This is a genomic window from Sinorhizobium sp. CCBAU 05631, from assembly GCF_002288505.1.
In the GTDB taxonomy this organism is placed as follows: domain Bacteria; phylum Pseudomonadota; class Alphaproteobacteria; order Rhizobiales; family Rhizobiaceae; genus Sinorhizobium; species Sinorhizobium fredii_C.
In genome coordinates, this window is sequence record NZ_CP023063.1 from 1,530,030 (window position 1) to 1,550,522 (window position 20,493).

16 protein-coding genes, 1 pseudogene and 1 riboswitch are annotated in these 20,493 nt (G+C 61.6%); of the genes and pseudogenes, 10 read left to right on the plus strand and 7 right to left on the minus strand.

Features of this window, described 5'->3' with window-relative positions:
* Nucleotides 1-217: 217 nt before the first annotated feature.
* Nucleotides 218-421, plus strand: a pseudogene (locus tag SS05631_RS31825) (hypothetical protein); the annotation flags it as partial.
* Between the two features lie 116 nt (nucleotides 422-537).
* Here SS05631_RS31825 and gcvP read toward each other — a convergent pair.
* The 3 genes from gcvP to gcvT are packed head-to-tail and all read right to left on the minus strand — an operon-like array spanning nucleotide 538 to nucleotide 4,920.
* Complete coding sequence (gene gcvP, locus SS05631_RS07685; protein ID WP_037422144.1) at nucleotides 538-3,402, minus strand: aminomethyl-transferring glycine dehydrogenase; 2,865 nt, start codon at nucleotides 3,400-3,402, stop codon at nucleotides 538-540.
* Nucleotides 3,402-3,764, minus strand: coding sequence for a glycine cleavage system protein GcvH (gcvH, locus tag SS05631_RS07690; RefSeq protein ID WP_037383475.1), 363 nt, complete (start codon nucleotides 3,762-3,764; stop codon nucleotides 3,402-3,404). Before gcvH ends, gcvP begins: the two co-directional genes overlap by 1 nt.
* 16 nt (nucleotides 3,765-3,780) lie before the next feature.
* The gene (gene gcvT / locus SS05631_RS07695) at nucleotides 3,781-4,920 is read right to left on the minus strand and encodes a glycine cleavage system aminomethyltransferase GcvT (protein ID WP_037422149.1); all 1,140 of its coding nucleotides are present in this window, start codon (nucleotides 4,918-4,920) and stop codon (nucleotides 3,781-3,783) included.
* A 141-nt stretch (nucleotides 4,921-5,061) separates the two neighbouring features.
* Nucleotides 5,062-5,149: riboswitch (glycine riboswitch) on the minus strand.
* A gap of 163 nt (nucleotides 5,150-5,312) precedes the next feature.
* Between gcvT and SS05631_RS07700 the strand changes: the two genes are divergently transcribed.
* Both SS05631_RS07700 and SS05631_RS07705 read left to right on the plus strand, forming a co-directional pair.
* Nucleotides 5,313-5,702: a hypothetical protein gene (locus tag SS05631_RS07700; RefSeq protein WP_037422152.1), complete on the plus strand. Its 390-nt coding sequence runs from the start codon at nucleotides 5,313-5,315 to the stop codon at nucleotides 5,700-5,702.
* Nucleotides 5,703-5,793: 91 nt separating this feature from the next.
* Nucleotides 5,794-6,771, plus strand: a complete 978-nt coding sequence (locus SS05631_RS07705; protein WP_037422155.1) for a DUF1775 domain-containing protein — start codon at nucleotides 5,794-5,796, stop codon at nucleotides 6,769-6,771.
* A 48-nt stretch (nucleotides 6,772-6,819) separates the two neighbouring features.
* Here SS05631_RS07705 and SS05631_RS07710 read toward each other — a convergent pair whose 3' ends face one another.
* The 3 genes from SS05631_RS07710 to SS05631_RS07720 all read right to left on the minus strand — a co-directional run bounded on the left by SS05631_RS07710 (nucleotide 6,820) and on the right by SS05631_RS07720 (nucleotide 8,776).
* Nucleotides 6,820-7,197, minus strand: coding sequence for a hypothetical protein (locus SS05631_RS07710; RefSeq protein WP_037422158.1), 378 nt, complete (start codon nucleotides 7,195-7,197; stop codon nucleotides 6,820-6,822).
* A 900-nt stretch (nucleotides 7,198-8,097) separates the two neighbouring features.
* Entirely contained in the window at nucleotides 8,098-8,574 is a 477-nt protein-coding gene (locus tag SS05631_RS07715; protein ID WP_244412237.1) for a GNAT family N-acetyltransferase, read from the minus strand.
* Between the two features lie 37 nt (nucleotides 8,575-8,611).
* Entirely contained in the window at nucleotides 8,612-8,776 is a 165-nt protein-coding gene (locus tag SS05631_RS07720) for a hypothetical protein (protein WP_086022771.1), read from the minus strand.
* A gap of 129 nt (nucleotides 8,777-8,905) precedes the next feature.
* Here SS05631_RS07720 and SS05631_RS07725 point away from each other — a divergent pair, with 129 nt between their 5' ends.
* The gene (locus SS05631_RS07725) at nucleotides 8,906-10,408 is read left to right on the plus strand and encodes an amidase (protein WP_244412239.1); all 1,503 of its coding nucleotides are present in this window, start codon (nucleotides 8,906-8,908) and stop codon (nucleotides 10,406-10,408) included.
* Between the two features lie 851 nt (nucleotides 10,409-11,259).
* Here SS05631_RS07725 and SS05631_RS07735 read toward each other — a convergent pair.
* Complete coding sequence (locus SS05631_RS07735; RefSeq protein ID WP_037393019.1) at nucleotides 11,260-12,186, minus strand: LysR family transcriptional regulator; 927 nt, start codon at nucleotides 12,184-12,186, stop codon at nucleotides 11,260-11,262.
* A 154-nt stretch (nucleotides 12,187-12,340) separates the two neighbouring features.
* Between SS05631_RS07735 and SS05631_RS07740 the strand changes: the two genes are divergently transcribed.
* From SS05631_RS07740 to SS05631_RS07770, 6 genes are all read left to right on the plus strand, one after another.
* Complete coding sequence (locus SS05631_RS07740) at nucleotides 12,341-14,038, plus strand: GMC family oxidoreductase N-terminal domain-containing protein (protein ID WP_037393021.1); 1,698 nt, start codon at nucleotides 12,341-12,343, stop codon at nucleotides 14,036-14,038.
* Between the two features lie 22 nt (nucleotides 14,039-14,060).
* Nucleotides 14,061-16,574, plus strand: coding sequence for a CoA transferase (locus SS05631_RS07745; RefSeq protein WP_037393063.1), 2,514 nt, complete (start codon nucleotides 14,061-14,063; stop codon nucleotides 16,572-16,574).
* Nucleotides 16,575-16,685: 111 nt separating this feature from the next.
* Nucleotides 16,686-17,684 carry an ABC transporter substrate-binding protein gene (locus tag SS05631_RS07750; RefSeq protein WP_037422165.1) on the plus strand — a complete coding sequence of 333 codons (999 nt, stop codon included), beginning with the start codon at nucleotides 16,686-16,688 and terminating at the stop codon, nucleotides 17,682-17,684.
* Nucleotides 17,685-17,785: 101 nt separating this feature from the next.
* Complete coding sequence (locus SS05631_RS07755; protein WP_037422169.1) at nucleotides 17,786-18,673, plus strand: proline/glycine betaine ABC transporter permease; 888 nt, start codon at nucleotides 17,786-17,788, stop codon at nucleotides 18,671-18,673.
* Entirely contained in the window at nucleotides 18,666-19,739 is a 1,074-nt protein-coding gene (locus SS05631_RS07760) for a glycine betaine/L-proline ABC transporter ATP-binding protein (RefSeq protein ID WP_037393026.1), read from the plus strand. Before SS05631_RS07755 ends, SS05631_RS07760 begins: the two co-directional genes overlap by 8 nt.
* A 528-nt stretch (nucleotides 19,740-20,267) precedes the next feature.
* The gene (locus tag SS05631_RS07770; RefSeq protein WP_037393030.1) at nucleotides 20,268-20,453 is read left to right on the plus strand and encodes a hypothetical protein; all 186 of its coding nucleotides are present in this window, start codon (nucleotides 20,268-20,270) and stop codon (nucleotides 20,451-20,453) included.
* Nucleotides 20,454-20,493 lie beyond the last annotated feature (40 nt).

The window sequence follows — 20,493 nt, forward strand, 5'->3', positions numbered from 1 at the left end:
TGCCTATTGGGTTTTGTAAATTCGGCTGAGGCCGTGCTTTCCGGGTAGAGGCGGAATTGGGTCAGCGTGCCACGGGAGGCAGGCTGATTTGCGAATCATCGCTCATCGCGGCGCCGGAATCCCGATTTCCCTCACCATTCGCAGGCGCTCGAGGATGTCGCGGAAGCAGAACGATGAGTGGGCCGTTCCACGGGCCAGATACGTGACCTTGAGACCAGCGAAACTGACCGCCGCCGTGCATCCCGACCGATATCGACAGTTCGTGCGCGAGGGTCGCGCGTCTTCCGCCTATCTGCTCGAACGCTACACGGCATCACGCCGGCGTGCGACACTGGTCGCTTGCCTGATCGATCTGGAAGAACGTCTGACGGACGCCGCCATTGGCTTGGCCGACAAGCTGATCGGCAATGCCTTCAGCCGCACCCATTTAGCGGGAAACCAACGCTACGCCCTCAACAACAACGAAGGCCCGGTTTTCGCCGGGCCTTCGTTGTTGACCAGGTTGTGTGGGGCGTGCCCAAGGCACGCCCCGCTACTTCACTCCGCCGCTTCCGCGTAGGCCTCGATCGGCGGGCAGGTGCAGATGAGGTTGCGGTCGCCATAGACATTGTCGACCCGGTTGACCGGCGACCAGTATTTATCCACGCGGAAGGCGCCGGGCGGGAAGCAGGCCTGTTCACGCGTATAGGGCCGGTCCCAGTCGCCGACGAGGTCTTCAACCGTGTGCGGCGCGTTCTTCAGCGGATTATTCACCATGTCCATCCGGCCTTCCTCAATGGCGCGGGCTTCCTCGCGGATCGCCAGCATCGCATCGCAGAAGCGGTCGAGCTCCGCCTTGGTCTCCGATTCCGTCGGCTCGATCATCAACGTACCGGCCACCGGCCAGCTCATCGTCGGCGCGTGGAAGCCGCAGTCGATCAACCGCTTGGCGATGTCGTCGACCGTGACGCCGGCGCTTTCGGCGAGCGGCCGCGTATCGACGATGCACTCATGAGCGACCCGTCCCTTGGCCGATTTGTAGAGCACGTCATAGGCACCCTTCAGCCGCGCGGCGATATAGTTGGCGTTGAGGATCGCCACCTTGGTCGCCTGGGTTAAACCTTCGCCGCCCATCATCAGGCAATAGCTCCAGGAGATCGGCAGGATCGAAGCCGAGCCGAAGGGAGCAGCGGAGACGGCGCCGTCATTCCTGTCCGTTTCCGGGTGGCCGGGAAGGAACGGGGCGAGATGCGCCTTGACGCCAATCGGCCCCATGCCCGGGCCGCCGCCGCCATGCGGGATGCAGAAGGTCTTGTGCAGGTTCAGGTGGCTGACGTCCGAGCCGATGTCGCCCGGGCGCGAGAGGCCGACCATGGCGTTCATGTTGGCGCCATCCAGATAGACCTGGCCGCCATTCTTGTGGACGAGCTCGCAGACCTCGCGCACGTTCTCCTCGAACACGCCATGCGTCGAGGGGTAGGTGATCATGCAGCACGAGAGCGTGTCGGCATATTGCTCGGCCTTGGCGCGGAAATCGTCCATGTCGATTTCGCCAATGTCGCTCACCTTGACGACCACGACCTTCATGCCTGCCATGTGCGCCGAGGCCGGATTGGTGCCGTGCGCCGACGTCGGGATCAGGCAGACGTCGCGATGGCCGTTGCCATTGGCGATATGATAGGCGCGGATCACCAGGAGCCCGGCATACTCGCCCTGCGCGCCCGAATTCGGCTGCATGGAAATCGCGTCATAGCCGGTGATGGCGCAGAGCTTGTCCGACAGATCTTCGATCAGGTGCTGATAGCCGCGCGCCTGGTCGGCCGGGACGAAAGGATGGATCTCGGAGAATTCCGGCCAGGTGATCGGCAGCATTTCCGCCGTCGCGTTGAGCTTCATCGTGCAGGAACCGAGCGGGATCATCGCCCGGTCGAGCGCCAAGTCCCGGTCGGCCAGGCGACGGATGTAGCGCGTCATCTCGCTTTCGGCGCGGTTCATGTGGAAGATCGGATGGGTGAGGTAATCGCTGGTGCGCAAGAGCTCTTTCGGCAGCCGGTAGTCCGGCTCGAACTCCTCGACCTTGAAGTCGCCGCCGAAGGCCCGCCAGACCGCCTCGAGTGTCACCGGCCGCGAACGCTCGTCGAGGCTGATGCCGATCTTGGTCGCACCGATCTTACGAAGGTTCACCTGTTCCGCGACCGCGGTCTTCAGGATGATGCCCTGCAGCTTGCCGACCTCGACCGTGATCGTGTCGAAGAAGACGTCCGGCTCGACCGTGTAGCCAAGCTTTTCGAGGCCCATCGCCAGGCGCACCGTCTTCTGATGGACACTCTGGGCAATCGCCTTGATGCCCTTCGGGCCGTGGAAAACCGCGTACATCGACGCCATCACGGCGAGCAGCACCTGGGCGGTGCAGATATTTGAGGTGGCCTTTTCGCGGCGGATATGCTGCTCGCGCGTCTGCAGCGAAAGCCGGTAGGCCCGGTTGCCGCGCGCGTCCACCGAAACGCCGACGAGACGGCCGGGCATCGACCGCTTATGTGCATCCTTGACGGCAATATAGGCCGCGTGCGGTCCGCCGTAGCCGACGGGAACGCCGAATCGCTGCGTCGAACCGATGGCAATGTCGGCACCCATTTCTCCCGGCGATTTCAACAGGGCAAGCGCCAGCGGATCGGCGGCGACGGCGGCGATGGCGCCCTGTTCGTGCAGCCTGGCGATCAGCTCGGAGAAATCGCGGACATGACCGTAGGTGCCGGGATACTGGAAGATCGCCCCGAAGACGCCGGCGGCATCGAGATCCGAGAAAGGGTCGCCGATGACAAGCTGCCAGCCGAGCGGCTCGGCACGGGTCTGCAGGAGCGCGATCGTCTGCGGATGGCAGTTCTCGTCGACGAAGAAGGCCTTCGCCTTGGACTTGGCGAGGCGCTCGGCCATGGCCATGGCTTCGGCCGCGGCCGTCGCTTCGTCAAGCAGCGAGGCGTTGGCGACATCGAGGCCGGTCAGGTCGCAGACCATCGTCTGATAATTGAGCAGCGCCTCGAGCCGGCCCTGGCTGATCTCCGGCTGATAGGGCGTATAGGCCGTGTACCAGGCCGGGTTTTCCAGGATGTTGCGCTGGATCACCGGCGGCGTGATCGTGCCATAGTAGCCTTGGCCGATCAGCGAAACGAGCTTGTCGTTGCGATTGGCTGTCTCGCGCAGCTTGTCGAGCGCTTCCCGCTCGGTCATCGGCGCACCCCAAGACAGCGGCGTCCTCTGGCGGATGGAGGCCGGAACGGTGTCGTCGATCAGCGCATCGAGGCTCGGATAGCCGACCACCTTCAGCATCTCCTCCATCTCGGAGGGCGAAGGGCCGATATGGCGTCGATTGGCGAAATCGTAAGGCTTGTAGTCGGTAAAGGTAAAATCCTTGGGCATGCTCATCAGCCGACAAGCTCCTTGTAGGCTGCTTCGTCGAGCAGACCATCGGCAGAGCGCGGATCGGCAAGCTTCAGCTTGAAGAACCAGGCTGCCCCCTGGGGATCGCTGTTGACGAGCGACGGATCGTCGACGATCGCCTGATTGACCTCGATGATTTCGCCGTCGAGTGGACAATAGACGTCGGAGGCGGCCTTCACCGATTCGACGGTCGCAGCCGAATCGCCCTTGGCGAAGGTCGCGCCGGCTTCCGGCAGTTCCACGAAGACGAGATCGCCAAGCTGGCCGGCGGCGTGTTCGGTAATGCCGACGGTCGCAACGCCGTCCTCGACCTTCAGCCACTCGTGTTCTTCGGTAAATTTCAGCATACGCGCTCTCTCCTGATCAGCGTTTGTAGGTCTGTTTGACGAAGGGCAGGGCGGAAACCGTGACCGGCAGGTACTTGCCCCGCACCTCTGCAAAAATCTGTGTGCCGTTCTCGGCATGGGCGGCATCGACGTAGCCCATGGCGATCGGGCAATCGACGCTCGGTCCGAAGCCGCCGGAGGTCACCGAGCCGACAGGCACCGCGCCGTTCGCATCAGCGAAGAGCTTCGCGCCGCCGCGGACCGGCGCGCGCCCCTCGGGCTTCAGGCCGACGCGGCGCCGGCGGGTTCCGCCGGCAAGTTCCGCAAGGATCCGGTCGGCGCCGGGAAAGCCGCCGGCCCTCTCACCGCCGGCGCGGCGGCTCTTCTGGATCGCCCATTCAAGGGCCGCCTCGACCGGTGTCGTGCCGGTGTCGATATCGTTGCCATAGAGACAAAGGCCGGCTTCGAGGCGGAGCGAATCACGCGCGCCGAGGCCGATGGCCAGCACGTCCGGATGCTCGAGCAGGCGCTGCGTCACGTCCACCGCCGAGGTGGCGGGAATGGAGATCTCGAAACCGTCCTCGCCCGTATAGCCGGAGCGGGAAATGATGCACGTGACGTCGTGGAGATCCGCCTCCGCCACGTCCATGAAGCGCATGGAGGCGACATCCGCCCATAGCTCGCAAAGCACCGCCTCCGCACGAGGGCCCTGAAGCGCGACGAGGGCGCGGTCGTCGAGCAGAGTGACGTCGCAACTATCGCCAAGCCCATCTTTCAAATGCGCGAAGTCGGCCTCCTTGCAGGCGGCGTTGACGACAAGGAAGAGATGGTCGCCGCGGTTGGCAATCATCAGGTCGTCGAGAATCCCGCCTTCCGGATTGGTGAAGAGCCCGTAGCGCTGGCGACCTTCGGCAAGCCCAAGCACATCGACCGGCACCAGCTTTTCGAGCGCCAAGGCCGCATCGGCCACCCGGCCGGACTTCGGGCGGATGATGACCTGGCCCATATGCGACACATCGAAGAGGCCGGCGGCAGAACGCGTGTGCAGGTGTTCCTTGAGCACGCCTTCGGGATATTGCACCGGCATCTCATAGCCGGCGAATGGCACCATGCGCGCGCCGAGCGACAGATGCAGGGCGTGCAAAGGCGTATGATTCAAGCGGGAGATAGGTTCCAAATCCGGCCTCCAGGTCTGGCGCTGGGCGCGCCGGCTCACACTACCGGCGTCAAACGCCGACAAATTCGAGCCCCCTCTGTCCGTTTGCCTGAGATTGTTATCCCTTCGGCGAGCGTAACCGCTTCTCTCCAGAGTCCTACCGGTACCTTGCTGGTCCTTTGGCCTGAGAGTTTCCGGGGCGGTTGCTCCTTCGGCACCGGATTGAACCGGTTTCTCCCAACAAGATCATCTCCAGATAACGGCGAAGGCCGGATTTTGGCAAGGGCGAATGTCGCGATGAAACATATTTTTGTCGCCATGGCTTCATCGTCGCTCTTGGGCGCGCCTGCGGCAAATCGGCCTTTGCATTTGAAGCGGATTGTGAATAACGAAGAGACGAGACAGAGGCGATCATGATCGGGCAAGGGGACAGATGGCGAATTGCGGTGCGGCTGCTTGCCGCCTTCGCGCTCGTTTTCCTGTCATTCGCCCACAAACCCTCTCTCGTCATCGGAACGAACGCGGCGCTCGCGGCCGAATATCGTCTGCCCGACGGCTCCTTTGCGGAGATCTGCTTCGGCACCGAGGGTGTCGAGCACGAAGACGGCAAAGCGCCGCCGATCGCTCCGATTTGCGAGGCATGCAGGCTCGCCGCCTCGGTGCTTCTGCCCGAGCCGCCGCAGGCAAGCGTGTCAGCCGACAAAGGCAATTGGCTCGCCGATTCGCCTGTCACCGAAATTCAGGTCGCGCTGACGCCCTTGCGGCTTTTGCCGCCCCCGCGCGGGCCGCCAATCCTGTCGTAACGCTCTTCCGAGAATTGAACTTTCATCACGCCGCTTGGCGGCATTCACCACGAAGCCCGTGTTTCAGGGCACGTGGTTCGGAGACTACGACATGACCAAGATCAGAATAACCCTCCTCACGGCAGGCCTCACGCTCGCAGCCGCCGGCATGGCTCACGCGCATGCGACCTTCGAGGTGGACAGCACGCCCAGCGAAAAGACGTTCAAGGCGATCCTGCAGGTGCCGCACGGCTGCGACGGCAAGCCGACGACCGAGGTGCAGGTGAAGCTGCCGGAAGGCTTCGTCTTCGCCAAGCCGCAGCCGAAACCCGGCTGGGAGCTCGAAATCATCCAAGGCGACTATCAGAAGACCTACGACAATCACGGAACCAAGGTCTCCTCCGGTCCGGTCGAAATCCGCTGGAAGGGCGGCAATCTGCCTGACGAGCACTATGACACCTTCGTCATCCGCGGAAAGGTCTCGGGCTTCGACGAGGAAACGGTGCTTGCCTTCCCGACGACGCAGCTTTGCGGCTCTGAAGCAAAGGTCGTCTGGGATGAGGTGCCGGCGGCGGGCGAGGACGCTCACGCGCTCGAACATCCGGCACCAACCATAGCCGTGACGGCAGCAGGCGAAGAGCAGGCCCATGCCGGGCACGGCGCTCAGCAGGCCGAAGCCGCTCCCGTCGAAGTCGGCGCTCTCGAAATCTCGGGCGGTGCGGTCAAGGCGATGCTGCCGGGCGCCAAGGTCGGCGGCGGCGGCTTTGTTGTTAAGAATACGGGGAATGCCGACGACCGGCTGGTCGCTGTCGAAAGCCCGGCGGCCGGACGCGTCGAACTGCACGAGATGGCGATGGAAAACGAGGTCATGAAGATGCGCAAGCTCGAAGACGGCATCGTCATTCCGGCAGGCAAGACCGTGGAATTGAAGAGCGGAGGTCTGCACCTGATGTTCATGGAAGTGCCAAAACCCTTCGCTGAGGGCGAGACCGTGCCTGTCACGCTGACCTTCGAGAAGGCCGGAACGGTCGACTATATCCTCCCGGTTGGGGCTGCCGGCGGTGGAGCGGCCGGCCACAAGCATAAGTAAGCCTTTCGGTTTGAGACTTCGGAGCGGGTTGGAAAACCCGCTCCACCGTCAGGCCCCTTGTATGAACTGGTCGAGCATGAAGGCGATTTCGTCGCCCTTTTCCTCATCATCGGTGGCCGGTTCATCTTCCGGGTCTTCCCCGCGATCGGCGTTTTCCTCCTCCATGAATTCGAGGTAGCGACGCAATGTCTCCGCCTCGCTCTCCTGGGGCGGACGCATTCCGGCGCTGATCAGCATCAGCGCCAGGGGCAGGGCACCTTTCGTCTTGAGGGATGCCGGCGCAAGAGCGGCTCGATCCGGCGGCCGTGCCGCGAGCAAGGTGATGGCTTCATCGGCCGGAGCGTCGCCACGCACGCGCGCGGAAGGCTTGACGGCCTCGGGCGCGTAAGCCGCCGTCGTTGCGGAAATGGTAACGACCTGTGTCACTTTGCTCGCCTTGAAATACGCTCCTCCTTTCCTTTTGCCAGACTCCGTTTGCGGGCAGGTGAAGCCGCGGGGTCGGATTTTATTTGAATGCGAGCGTTTGAGGCGCCGGAATCCGGCCAAGTGGCACGAAGAACCGGCCGAAGAGGTGGAAGGGGCAGGCGGCCCCGGCGAGAAGACCGTCCCCTTTCGTCGGTCTATCTCGACGGTTGACCGGGATGTACAATCACAGCTTGATCAAGAGAATGGCGCAAACCGGCGCTGTGAAAGAGCATCGGGGACCTCTGGTCAGGAAGGACGAGACATGCGTGCTTTGCTGTTGCTCATGGCACTTTTCACTCTGGCGGCGTGCTCTCAAACGGGAAGAACCACCGTTTACAACTCATACACGCCCGGATCGGGGGACTATTACACGGGCATCGTGCCGCCGACGCAGTTTTAGACGCCACGGACAGCCGGCGGCTCTTCTGAGGCAAAACTCCTGTCGCCGATACTAGCGGGTTGGGAGCGCCGAGAAGGCAATTGATCCTTGGCGAAGGCCGGAATATCAATGGCCATCAATCCTTTAGAAAGGGACCGAGATTGATGCGCAAAATCCTATTGTTGCTCGCGCTTGCAACGCTCACGGCCTGCTCGCAAACCGTCCATGTCGGCGGTGAAGGCGAGTATTACCAGGGCATCGTTCCGCCGCGCTGATCGCGGGAGCAACTGCAGGTGTGAATGAACGACCGCGCGGGAAACTAGAAGGCGCTCGACCCTTCCGGGGAGCGCCCTTCAAACCCGGAAGACGCGAAGGCGCCCAACCAGAAAGTCGGCGCACGGTCCTCTCTATACGGGTGGTGACCGATAGATGGGGCCGATCCGTTGGAATTCAAGGGATCATCTCGGCGAGGCAGCGGGCCCTCAAAAGCGTTTCTTCAGGAAATAGCGGGGAATTGCGCCCGGTGCGCCTTCCAGCTCGCCGAAGAGCTCGAAGCCGAGCTTCTCATAGAAGGGAGGGGCCTGAAATTCGAACGTATCCAGCCGCAGGCCGATATAGCCGCGCGCCCGGGCAATTCTTTTCGCCTCCTCCATCAGCCGCCGCCCGAGGCCCTGGCCGCGATACTCGTCCGGGATTGCAAGATATCTGACGAACGCCCATCCGTATCCGTCGGTCGCATAGAGCCCGCCGGTGGCGGCGCGCGTTTGCGGATCGCGAAGGATAACGGCAAAGCCCGGTAGCTCGGCCATGCCGCTATTGGCAATGTTACAGGCGTCGAGCGTCGCAACGATGGCGCGAATGTCGGCCGGGTCGGGATTGTCGGGAACGATGTCGAGGAATGGGAGCGGACAAGGCGATTCAATCTCGACTCGCTGGAGGGCGGCTGGTCCGGCGATCACGGACACCCCTCGGGTGTCCGATGACAAGCGCGGCTGGTCAGTAGGCCATGCGCACGCCGCCGGGTGTCGCAGCGCTAAAGTCGGGAACGGGGTTCGGTCCGTACCATTGGGCGTAGGTCGTGTTGCCGGTACCGCCGGTGCTTGCGCAACCCGACAGGGCCAAGGCTGCCAATGCCGCGGCAATCAGACGTTTGAGGGGCATGGAATCTCCGATTCTGATTCGTTGAGCGGGGACAACTTGAGGTATCCTCACGTGCCAGTCCATCGGATTCACATCGGCTGACAGGTGTTCCGCCCTGCAATGGTCGGATTTCAAGTTGGAGATGGTGCATTGATCGCTGAATACGACGAACTCGATGGCCTTGGCCTCGCCGACCTGGTGAAGCGAGGCGCGGTATCGGCATTGGAACTCGTCGAAACGGCCATAGACAGGATCGTCTCGCGAAATCCGCCCCTCAACGCTGTCATCCTGACCATGTTCGAGGAAGCGCGGAAAGCGGCAGACGAAGTTGACGCGGGCGCCGTCTTTGTAGGCGTCCCATTCCTTCTCAAGGATCTGCTCGCAACAGTGGAAGGAATCCCGACCTCGCAAGGCAACCGCCTGCTCGCGAAGTTGCCGGCGACCGGCGACTCCGAACTGGTCACTCGATGGAAGAAGGCGGGACTGATCGTCCTGGGGAAAACCAACACTCCGGAGTTCGGCCTCACACCCTATACAGAACCAGACGCCTTCGGGCCGGCTCGGAATCCTTGGGATCCGGATCGGACCCCTGGGGGTTCGAGCGGTGGTTCGGCGGCAGCGGTCGCGGCACGCATGGTGCCGCTTGCCTCGGGCGGCGACGGTGGTGGCTCTATCCGCATCCCGGCTTCTGCCTGCGGGCTGTTCGGCCTGAAGCCGACCCGCGGCCGGACGCCTGCCGGACCGTTCACGGGGGAACCTTGGGCGGGCTTCGCCGTGGAACATGTTCTGACGCGCTCGGTGCGGGATTCGGCCACCCTTCTCGACCTTGTCCAAGGACCGGATGTCGGTGCGCCCCATTACCTGCCCTCACCGCCAGGGTCCTTTCTCGAAGCGGCGGGACGTCCGCCGGGGAAACTGAAAATTGCCGTATCGGCGGCTCCGATGCTTGGCGGGAAAGTAGAACCGGAGATCCTGCAAGCTTTTTCCGCCACTGCAAAACTGCTGGAAGAACTTGGTCACGACATTGTTGAGGCAGCACCGTCTATCGATGCCGAGGCGTTCTCCCTTTCGTTTCTGAGCGTCATCGCCGCGGAACTGCAAGTCGACATCGAAGAGGCGACGAGGGCGGCCGGTGTTCCGGTACGTGTTCAGGACTTCGATCCCTCGACACTCGGGATGGGTCTGCTTGGAGAGACACTTTCGGCAGGCGAACTTGCGGCTGCGCTACGCTATCTAAAGCTCGCGGCGAGAGGCGTTTCGCAATTCTTCGAAACGTACGACATCCTGATGACGCCGGTGCTGGCGCGGGTTCCGCCGCCGATAGGATCGCTTCAGCCGTCTGCTGCCGAGAAGAAAATTATTCGCGCTGTGGGTCGGGTGAAGGCGGGCTGGCTCCTAAAAAGGATAGGCATCGCGAAGCGCCTCGCCGCCGAGACATTCAGCTTCATCCCTTGGACTCCCGTTTTCAATGTCACGGGCCAGCCGGCAATGTCGGTGCCACTCTGCTGGTCGGACAACGACCTGCCGATCGGCATGCATTTCGCGGGACGCTTTGCCGACGAGGAGACGTTGTTCCGCCTGGCCGGCCAGCTTGAAAGAGCGAGGCCATGGGCCCATCGTAAGCCGCCGCTCCGCAAACCTGTCTCTCCATAGCCCGGGAGGTCCATTTCGGTGATGTCGGCGGCCGCTGTCGCCCCCATCTCGTAAAAAGGGGTCCCGCGACTTTGTTCGGGACCCATTTTGTGCACCTTTAGTGGTGGTGGTAGTGGTAGTGTAGCGCGCCACTGTGTTTGTCATTAGGCAAACTGAATGACCAAATGAAATCAATGGGTATCATTTCCGTTCGCGCCGCTGATTACGTCACAGAGCCATAGAGATTTGTCACTCACTATGAGAGCAGCGAACACCCTGCAGAACACCGCTACCGGCACCGATTTCTTCATTCTTGCGAGATGCGGACAGATGATTTCTACGACAGAGAATTCGCGGACACAGGAAGTGACGGGCTACCTTCTAACAGCTTTGCAATTTTCGCAATTATTTAGGAAATGCCAGCAACGTCCGCCTCGCGGCCGACTGCCGACCGTCCGCTGCTAGGAGGTGCAACACGAAAACCGGACACATGGCCGCCCGCCCTTTAGCTCCGCGGCTCTGGACGGCGGTAGCGGGTGAAGAGCGGAAGTTTACGCCGCAAAAAAGCAGCTACCGCTGATCGCGATCAAAGCAGAATCGTACTTGTAGGAGGCGAAGCTTCTTCATCACCGATAGAACTTCCATGTACGGAGGCTTCGTAGCACCAGCGGCAGCGACGGGGATAGGGCGGCAACAGCGTTCGTCAGCACCGCCGTTCGGGCTGACCAGGCTTGTCGAAAGCTTGTGCGTCGCCTCGAACAACTTGCTCGAATCGGGGATGTTTTCCGCCGGTTCGGGAGTGGGATATTCAAAGACGTTCGTGGCCGAGGACCATGCGCTCGGCCGGCCCGGTGATTGCGTCGAGCTCAGCCTCAGTTCCAAACGCGGTTGACAGCATCAAATGCAATCTTGATTGCCGGATCGTCGATGCGCGCACCCAAGCAGACGAAACTCAAAGCCGTTTCGATTGCAACGCGGTCGGCAATTACAAGACCATGTGCTTGCTGCTCATGTAGTGCAATGGATTCCCGGCAGAGGCTTAGCCCAAGACCCGTCCGGACCATTGCAAGCATGGATGGCTCCTGATCGACGGATGCGACGATGTTTTGGCGGACCCCTAGCTTTCCAAACACCTCGTTCAAAAGGCGATTGTGGACGGACGCATGCGGCGTGCCGATCCACGGCAGGGCCGCAAGGGCAACCCAGTCCTGTCCACGTACAAAAGCCGCGAGCGATGGCGGCGCGACGACACGGTAGGTCAGTCGGGCCAATTCCCGAACTTTAAAGAGGCTGTCGCTTCCGTCCGCAGTAGCGCTTGCCACTGGATCGAAGTCTCTGATATCGCCAAGAAAAAAACCGACATCCAGTTCGTTTCGCCGGAGCCCTTCCGGCACATCGCCGCTCATGCCATGGCGAAGCTCCGTTTCGATCCCAGGTCCGCTGTCGACGAGGGCCTTCAGAAATCCGCCAAGCCTGGTGAACTCGGGATCGATGATTGTGCCGATCCTGAGCTTGCCGCGCACCTGCGCGCCTAGATGTCGGGCCGTCTGCCCGAAATCTTGGAGAGCGGCGAACACCTGTTCGGCCTTCGCGGCGAGCAACGCGCCCTCATGGGTCAGTTCCAGTCCCTTGGACGTGCGCCGGAACAGGGTGACGCCTGTATCGGAGGCAAGGCGTTTCAGGTGCTGGCTGAGGGCGGGCTGGGTGAGGTGCAGATGCTCGGAAGCCCGCGTGACATTTCCTTCGCGCGCCACCGCAACAAACGCTCTCAGGGTCTTCAAGTCGATCGGGTGAGGCATATTAGTCCTGCTTATAATGTTCTGTCGCACTTCTAATTGGATTTCTGTCGGATTCAAGGTTTATCTGAGAAAGTACGAGGGAGGCGTGTGAAATGAGCCTATTACCGATTGAGCTTTATAAGCCTGTGTCTCGATGCGCAGGAGCGTTGGCGCGATGAAACAGACCTCCGCCGTGCGCGACAACAACCTCGAGTTCGACTACATCATCGTCGGTGGAGGCTCCGCCGGCTGCCTGCTGGCAAACCGCCTCAGCCGCGATCCCGCGACGCGCGTGCTTTTGCTGGAAGCGGGCAGGAAGGATGATTATCCCTGGATCCATATCCCTGTCGGCTACCTCTATTGCATCGGCAATCCGCGCACCGATTGGCTATTCAAGACCGAGCCGGACGCCGGGCTGAATGGCCGGTCGCTACGATATCCCCGCGGCAAGACGCTCGGCGGCTGCTCCTCCATCAATGGCATGATCTATATGCGCGGGCAGGCCCGCGACTTTGACGGCTGGGCCGCGGCAACGGGAGACGATGCCTGGTCGTGGGAGAATTCTCTGCCGGACTTCAAGGCCCATGAGGATCATTACCGGCTGGACGGCGGCGCGGATCCGCAGACGGGCGGCAACAGTCGGTTCTCCGACATGCACGGTCATGGCGGTGAATGGCGTGTCGAGAAGCAGCGGCTGAAATGGGACATCCTGGAATCCTTTGCCGAGGCGGCCGTTCAGGCCGGCATCCCGCGTTCGGACGATTTCAACAGCGGTGACAATGAAGGCGTCGGCTATTTCGAAGTGAATCAGAGATCCGGCTGGCGCTGGAATACGTCGAAAGCCTTTCTCCGCCCTGCCAAAACACGGCCGAACCTCAGCATCTGGACGCAGTCGCATGTCGAGAGGCTGATGTTGGAGACGGACGCTTCAGGGCGCACGCGCTGCACCGGCGCCGTTCTGAGCCGTCGGGGGCACAGGGTAGGGGTACGCGCCAAGAAGGAGGTCATCCTTTCCGCCGGCGCGATCGGCTCTCCGCATATCCTGCAATTGTCGGGCATTGGGCCGGCACACCTGCTGAAGCGCCACGGCATAGAGGTGGTGCATAATCTACCTGGCGTGGGAGAAAACCTGCAGGATCACTTGCAGATTCGCGCCGTTTACAAGGTCGGCAACGCGAAAACACTGAACACGCTTGCCAACAGCCTGATGGGTAAGGCGATGATCGGGCTTGAATATGCATTACGGCGCAGCGGCCCGATGAGCATGGCGCCCTCACAGCTTGGCGCCTTCACCCGGTCGGATGCAGCGCAGGCCCACGCCAATCTGGAATTTCATGTCCAGCCGCTCAGCCTCGATGCTTTCGGCGAGCCGCTGCACCGCATTCCCGCCTTTACCGCGAGCGTCTGCAACCTCAATCCGACGAGTGTCGGAACCGTCCGCCTGCGCTCCGACAAGTCCAGCGATGCGCCGGCGATCGCGCCAAACTATCTCAGCACGGAAGACGACCGGCGGATTGCTGCCGACAGCATCCGCCAGATCCGCAGGATCGTGACGCAGCCGGCTCTTGCGAAATATCGGCCGGAGGAGTGGAAGCCTGGCCCCCAGTTCCAGAGCGACGAAGAACTCGCCAAGCTCGCCGGGGACATCGCCAATACCATTTTCCATCCTGTCGGGACGACAAAGATGGGACGCGATGACGATCCGACGGCGGTGGTCGACAGTCGGCTGCGGGTGAGAGGAATCGCCGGCCTTCGCGTCGTCGACGCGGGCATCATGCCAAAAATCACCAGCGGCAACACGAATGCGCCGACACTGATGATTGCGGAAAAGACGGCGCGCTGGATCGTTGAAGAAGGCCGGCAGCACGCATGAAATACTTTGGGAGGACACCTCAATGACATCGATCTCGCGTTCGGCGCTTCCGCTTTCCGGCGTTCGGGTGGTCGACTTCGGCCAATATATCGCCGGGCCAGCGGTGGCCATGATCCTCGGCGATCTCGGCGCAACCGTCGTGCATGTCGACCCACCCGGAGGTCCCATGTGGGACAATCCCGCCAACGCAATCCTCAATCGCAACAAGCTGATCGTCACCATCAATCTGAAGACCGCGGATGGGCTTGAAGAGGCGAGGGCGCTCATTGCCGGAGCCGATATTATCATCGAGAATTTCCGCCCCGGCGTCATGGCCCGGCTCGGCCTCGATTTTGAAGCGTTGCGCACGGTGCGCCCGGAGCTGATTACCCTGTCGATCCCCGGTTTTGCCTCCAACGATCAGTTGCGCCGCGATTGGCGGGCTTTCGAAACGGTGATCGCGGCGTCCTCCGGTGTCTTCACCGATATGGGGCTGAACCGGGTGTTGATGGGCATCAACCCGTCCTTCTCGCCGCTGCCGTTGGCCTCCGCCTATGGCACTATGCTGGCGGCCTCCGCGACGGTGCTCGCGCTCCAGGCACGGGAACGCACCGGCCATGGCGACCATATCGAAGTGCCACTGGCAAGCGCGGTGATGGAGGGGCTCTCCTATAACTCGATCAAGATCGACGACTATCCGCTGCGCTACCAGACCCAACGCGAGCGAGAGATCGAGCGGCGGCAGCGCGAAGGCCTGCCGATGGACATGTCCTACGAGGACCTCCAGGAGTTTCTGGATCCCTTCTACCGCAGCTACATGTGCAGCGATGGGCGCATGTTCTACGTCGTCTGCCCCAGCCACAGGAATCATGCAAAGCGCTGCCTGCAGGCCCTGGGCCTCTACGATGAGCTCGCCGCCGAGGGTCTTCGCGAAGAGGAAGACACTTACCTGCCGGTTTCGCAGTGGTCTTCGGATGTCTCGCTGGGCGTTTACCCCCTGCCGAAACACTGGGCCGACAAAATCGCGGCTCGGATGAAAGAGGTTTTCCTGACGAAGACGGCGGCAGAGTGGGAACGCATTTTTGGGGAAGGTCTGTTTCCGGGCGCGCCGCAGCGCTGGCTGAAGGAGTGGATCAGCGATGATCACGCCAACGCCGCGGGGCTGATGATCAAGGTCGACGATCCGGTTTACGGACGCATGACGCAGCCGGGGCCTATGGCTTGGCTCCAGGAAAGCGCCGAAGCCATGCTTACGCCGCAACCGCGACGGTGGGGATCTGTCGATGAAGCGGTGGAACTGCTGTCCCGCACGGGCTCGTTGCAGGTACCGGCCGCGATGGGGAGCAACTCCGGAGGCTGGCTGGATGGCGTAAAGGTGCTCGACCTGTGCAACGTCATAGCCGGTCCCCATTCGGTCGCCTATCTCGCCCGCTTCGGGGCGGAAGTCATCAAGATTGACCCCGCCAAGCCGCTTTACGACTGCTGGAATACCGTGATTTTCGGCATGTCGCATATGTGCGGCAAGCAGTCAGTTCTCTTGAATATCGGCTCGCCCGACGGGCGAGTGGTCTTCGAACAATTGGTAAAATCCGTTGATGTCGTGGTCTGGAACGCCACCGATCGGCAGGTGAAGTGGATGGGCCTCGATGCCGAGAGCCTGGAGGCGCTCAATCCGAATGCGATCTTCTGCCAGCTCGACTGCTTCGGCGGCGTGAGGAAGGGGCCGCGCACCGACTATCTCGGCTATGACGATCTGGTCCAGTCGGCAACGGGCATCATGCTGCGTTTTGGCGGATCGATGCAGACGCCGGAAGAGCATGCGCATGTTGGCACGATCGATGTCATGTGCGGCTTTGGAGCCGCTCTGGGTGTGGCGGCTGCCCTCTATCAGAAATCGAAGACGGGTATCGTCGGCCGGCCACGGACTTCCCTTTCGGCGCTGACCGGACTTGCGCAGATTCCGTTCTGCTATGAATACGAGGGGCGCGGGCCCTTCGACGAGCCGTCCGGCCGCGACATCAAAGGGTATGACGCCCTGTCACGGCTCTACGAAACAGGATCCGGTGACTATCTTCTCCTATGCGCAACCGAGGCGGATCTGCCGCGGCTTGTAACGGTTGAAGGGCTGGAGAGGCTCGCTTCGGTCGCGGTGCCCGACCGCGAAGGCTGGCTTGCTCGCGCCTTCATGTCCACACCGGCTGAAACCTGGCAGCACCGATTGTTACAGGCCGATGTCGGCGTGTCGCTCTGCGAGAACATCGAGACGATTAGGGCCAGAAGTGCGAGGGTTTCGGACGGAACTCCGGGGACCGACCGTGGCAGCTATTCCTTTTCGATCTTCCCCGACCATCCGAGCGGTCACACGGTTACGCAGCTTGATCCCTTCGCGATCCGGCCGGCGGTCGGCAAGGTCATCGCAGTGACTCCGGCGGAAAAATACGGCGCCTCGACGCGCTCGGTCCTCAAGGCCCTGAATTACACCGATGCCGAGATCGATCGGATGATCGCTTCGGGAACGGCAAGCGAAACATGGAGCGCGGAGTATCTGCCGAGCTGACGGATAACGGTGGTACCGGTTCGTGGAGGAGCCGGAGCCGCCCGACAGTCCCTCGATGTTTGGCGATGGCGTCAGGGGCGAAGAACGGACATCGTATTGGGAGGAAACACGATGAAGAAACTGCTTGCTTCTACCTGCCTCGTTGCCGGCTTCCTGGCCGTGGCGGGCACAGCCAACGCCGCCTGCGGCGACGTGACCATCGCCAGCATGAACTGGCAGAGCGCCGAGGTCCTTGCCGCGCTCGACAAATTCATCCTGACCGAAGGGTTTGGCTGCAACGCCGAAATTATCGTGGGCGACACGGTCCCGACGATCACCTCGATGATCGAGAAGGGTGAGCCGGATGTCGCGCCTGAAGGCTGGGTCGGTCTGCTGCCGGAGGTCGTCAACGGCGGTATCGGGGACGGTAAACTCGTCGCCGCCGCCGACTCGCTCTCCGACGGTGGCGTGCAGGGTTGGTGGATCCCGATATACGTCGCAGACGCCCACCCCGACATCAAGACGATCGACGACGCCCTCAAGCATCCGGAACTTTTCCCTGACCCGGAGGACAAGAGCAAGGGGGGCGTTCACAACGGCCCGGCCGGTTGGGGCGGCACGGTTGTGACTGGCCAGTTCTACAAGGCATATGGTGGCGCGGCAGCCAACTTCACGCTGATCGACACCGGCTCGGCCGCCGGCCTCGACGGCTCGATCGCCAAGGCTTACGAGCGCAAGGAAGGCTGGGTCGGCTATTACTGGGCACCGACTGCGCTGCTCGGCAAGTACGACATGGTTAAGCTCGACCACGGCGTCGCTTTCAACGAGGCCGAGTGGAAGCGCTGCAACACGGTTGCCGACTGCGCCGACCCGAAGAAGAACGATTGGCCGAAGGACAAGGTCCAGACACTTGTCACCAAAGGTTTCTCGGATCGCGCGGGCGCCGAGGTCATGGGCTATCTCGGCAAGCGCTCCTGGACGAACGACACGGTCAATAAACTGATGGCCTGGATGACCGATAACCAGGCGACCGGCGAGGATGGCGCCAAGCACTTTCTGGAAGAGAACGAACCGCTCTGGAGCCAGTGGGTCTCGCCGGAAGTGGCGGAAAATATCAAAGCGGCGCTCTAAGCAACACCTCATCTAACAATCGGCCGGCGCGCCTTCTGGCGCGCCGAAGCGGGGATGCTTTGCGGCCCAGCAACGGCCAACAAGGCGAGAAAGGGATCGGCATGGATTGGTTCATGAAATTTCCGACGATGGATGCTGACGGGCTTCGCAACCTCAAAAAGGCGATCGACGAGGGCTTTCGCGCCTTCACCCGCACCTATGGGGACAGCATCGAATCCATCTTCGAGCCGTTGCAGCACTTTCTGATCTGGTCCGAGCGCTTAATGACGCGCACGCCGTGGCCGATCATTCTGCTACTGATCGGCCTCATCGCCTGGCTCGCCAGCCGAAACTGGAAGATCGTCGCCGGCGCCGTCGGCACGCTGCTCCTCATCGGCTACTTCGACATGTGGGACGACACCATGAAGACGGTCTCGATGATCTTCGTCTGTACGGTCCTCTCCATTGTCATCGGCATACCGATCGGCATCGTCATGTCGCGCTCCGACCGGGTGCAGAATGCTCTCAACCCGATCCTCGACGTCATGCAGACGATGCCGAGTTTCGTGTACTTGATTCCGGTCGTCATGCTGCTTGGTATCGGCAAGGTTCCCGGCCTGATCGCCGTCATCATCTACGCCATTCCGCCGATGATCCGGCTTACCAATCTCGGCATCCGCCTCGTCGATAAGGACGTCTTGGAAGCGGCCGACGCCTTCGGCTCGTCGAACTGGCAGAAGCTGAAGAACGTGCAGATGCCGCTCGCGCTGCCCACCATCATGGCCGGGATCAACCAGACGATCATGATGGCGCTCGCCATGGTCGTCATCGCCTCGATGATCGGCGTGCAGGGTCTCGGCCAGCCGGTGCTGAAGGCGATCTCCAACCAATATTTCACGCTCGGCATCTTCAACGGCCTCGCCATCGTCGGTATCGCCATCATCTTCGACCGGGTCAGCCAGGCCTATGGTCTGCGACTACAGAAGCATCGGGAGATTGTTCATGGGTAATCGAAAAATCGGTGGTCTGGGTATCGAGATCAAACACCTCTACAAGATATTCGGGCCCAACGGCGCAGACTACATCAAGCTGGTGGAAGACGGTCTCACCAAAGCCGAACTAAACAGTCGCTTCGGTCATGTTCTCGGGTTGAGGGACATCAACATCTCCATGCCGGCTGGCGGGATTCAGGTGATCATGGGACTTTCCGGCTCAGGGAAATCCACGCTGATCCGCCACATCAATCGCCTGATCGATCCGACGTCCGGCGAGGTTCTCATTGGCGGCGAAGACGTGGTGAAGATGGACTCGAAGCAACTGCGCGAATTCCGTCGGCACAGAACGGCGATGGTGTTCCAGAAGTTCGCCCTTCTTCCGCACCGTACGGTTGTGGAAAACGCGCTTTACGGCCTGGAGATTCAAGGGGCGCCGCGCACGCGCCAGGTAGATTGCGCGATGCGGTGGATCGAACGTGTGGGGCTCAAGGGCTTTGAACGGAAATATCCGAACCAGCTTTCGGGCGGAATGCAGCAGCGGGTCGGACTTGCCCGAGCGCTCGCGAACGATGCGCCGATTCTCCTCATGGACGAGGCCTTCTCTGCGCTCGACCCCCTCATTCGCATGGACATGCAAACAGTGCTGCTCGACCTTCAGAAGGAGATCAAGAAAACGATCGTGTTCATCACCCACGATCTCGACGAAGCGCTGAGACTGGGCGATCGGATTGCGATCTTGCGAGACGGTGAGGTGGTGCAGCAGGGAACCGGCCAAGAAATTGTGATGAACCCTGCCAATGAATACATCGCAAGCTTCGTCAAGGAAGTGAACCGCGCGCGCGTGCTTAAAATCGAGACGTTCGCGCTCGGACCGCGCACCGCCGCTTCAGTACCGAGAGTTTCGGTGCCGGTTGGCGCCACATTAGAAGAAGCAGCAAGGGTAATGACACGTGCCGGGGAAACAGAGATTGCGGTTGTCGACCCTGACAGGCAGACGATCGGAACGGTGACGCTGGAGCGCGTTCTCGCGTCTATGGTCGACGGCGTAGAGATGAAGACGGCCCTTCGCAGCGCTGGGTGAGGCGGATTTCTCTGTCGAGGTAGAACGCCGACGCGACCGCACCTCGCGCCGGATCAGCCGCCTGGTGGCTGGAAGTCAGTATTGCCGCGGCTAAGTTCCATCCATCGTCTTCGCGAAGAAGGGTAGCTGCCGGGTTTCGCGAAGGGCGGCGAACTTCGATGCCCTTTGCGTCGACCGATCGGTAATTACACCGGGTCGTGAGCAGACTGCCATTCGGCGCGGTGCAGTGCGGCAAGGCTGCGGAATACGTTCGCCAGATTGCGAAGGTATGTCCGGGTCTGCTCTCCATCTCCGCGATGCGCTCCTTATCTTTCGATCGCCAGCTCCGCAGTGTCGCACGTGGTCGCAAGCAGGGCCGCGCAGGCAAAATCATATGTCGCATCGGGACGCAGCATTTTGTCCGCTTTAGCCCAATTGAGACGTTCATCGCCTTCACCGCGGATGACCGCAACGGGTTCGAAACGCGTCGATCGTAGCTTCACAGGGTAAGGTCTGGAAGTGGTGCAAACCTGCAGCTCGGCGGCATGTATGCATGTCCGCTTCTGGGATACCACCGTGCTCTGCTCAGTGTCCGACTTGCGGGCGCAAAGCTGCCAATGCCGCATCGCGGAGCGCTTCACCGACCTCTGGGGCGCGGACCTCACGGCCATTGAGCAAGTGGCCGCGTGGCCGGATCGCGATCTGGCTCCAGAATCCTCGGCGACCTCGATCTGATTGAAGATCCGGTCATATTCTACGCCCTCACGAGCGCTGC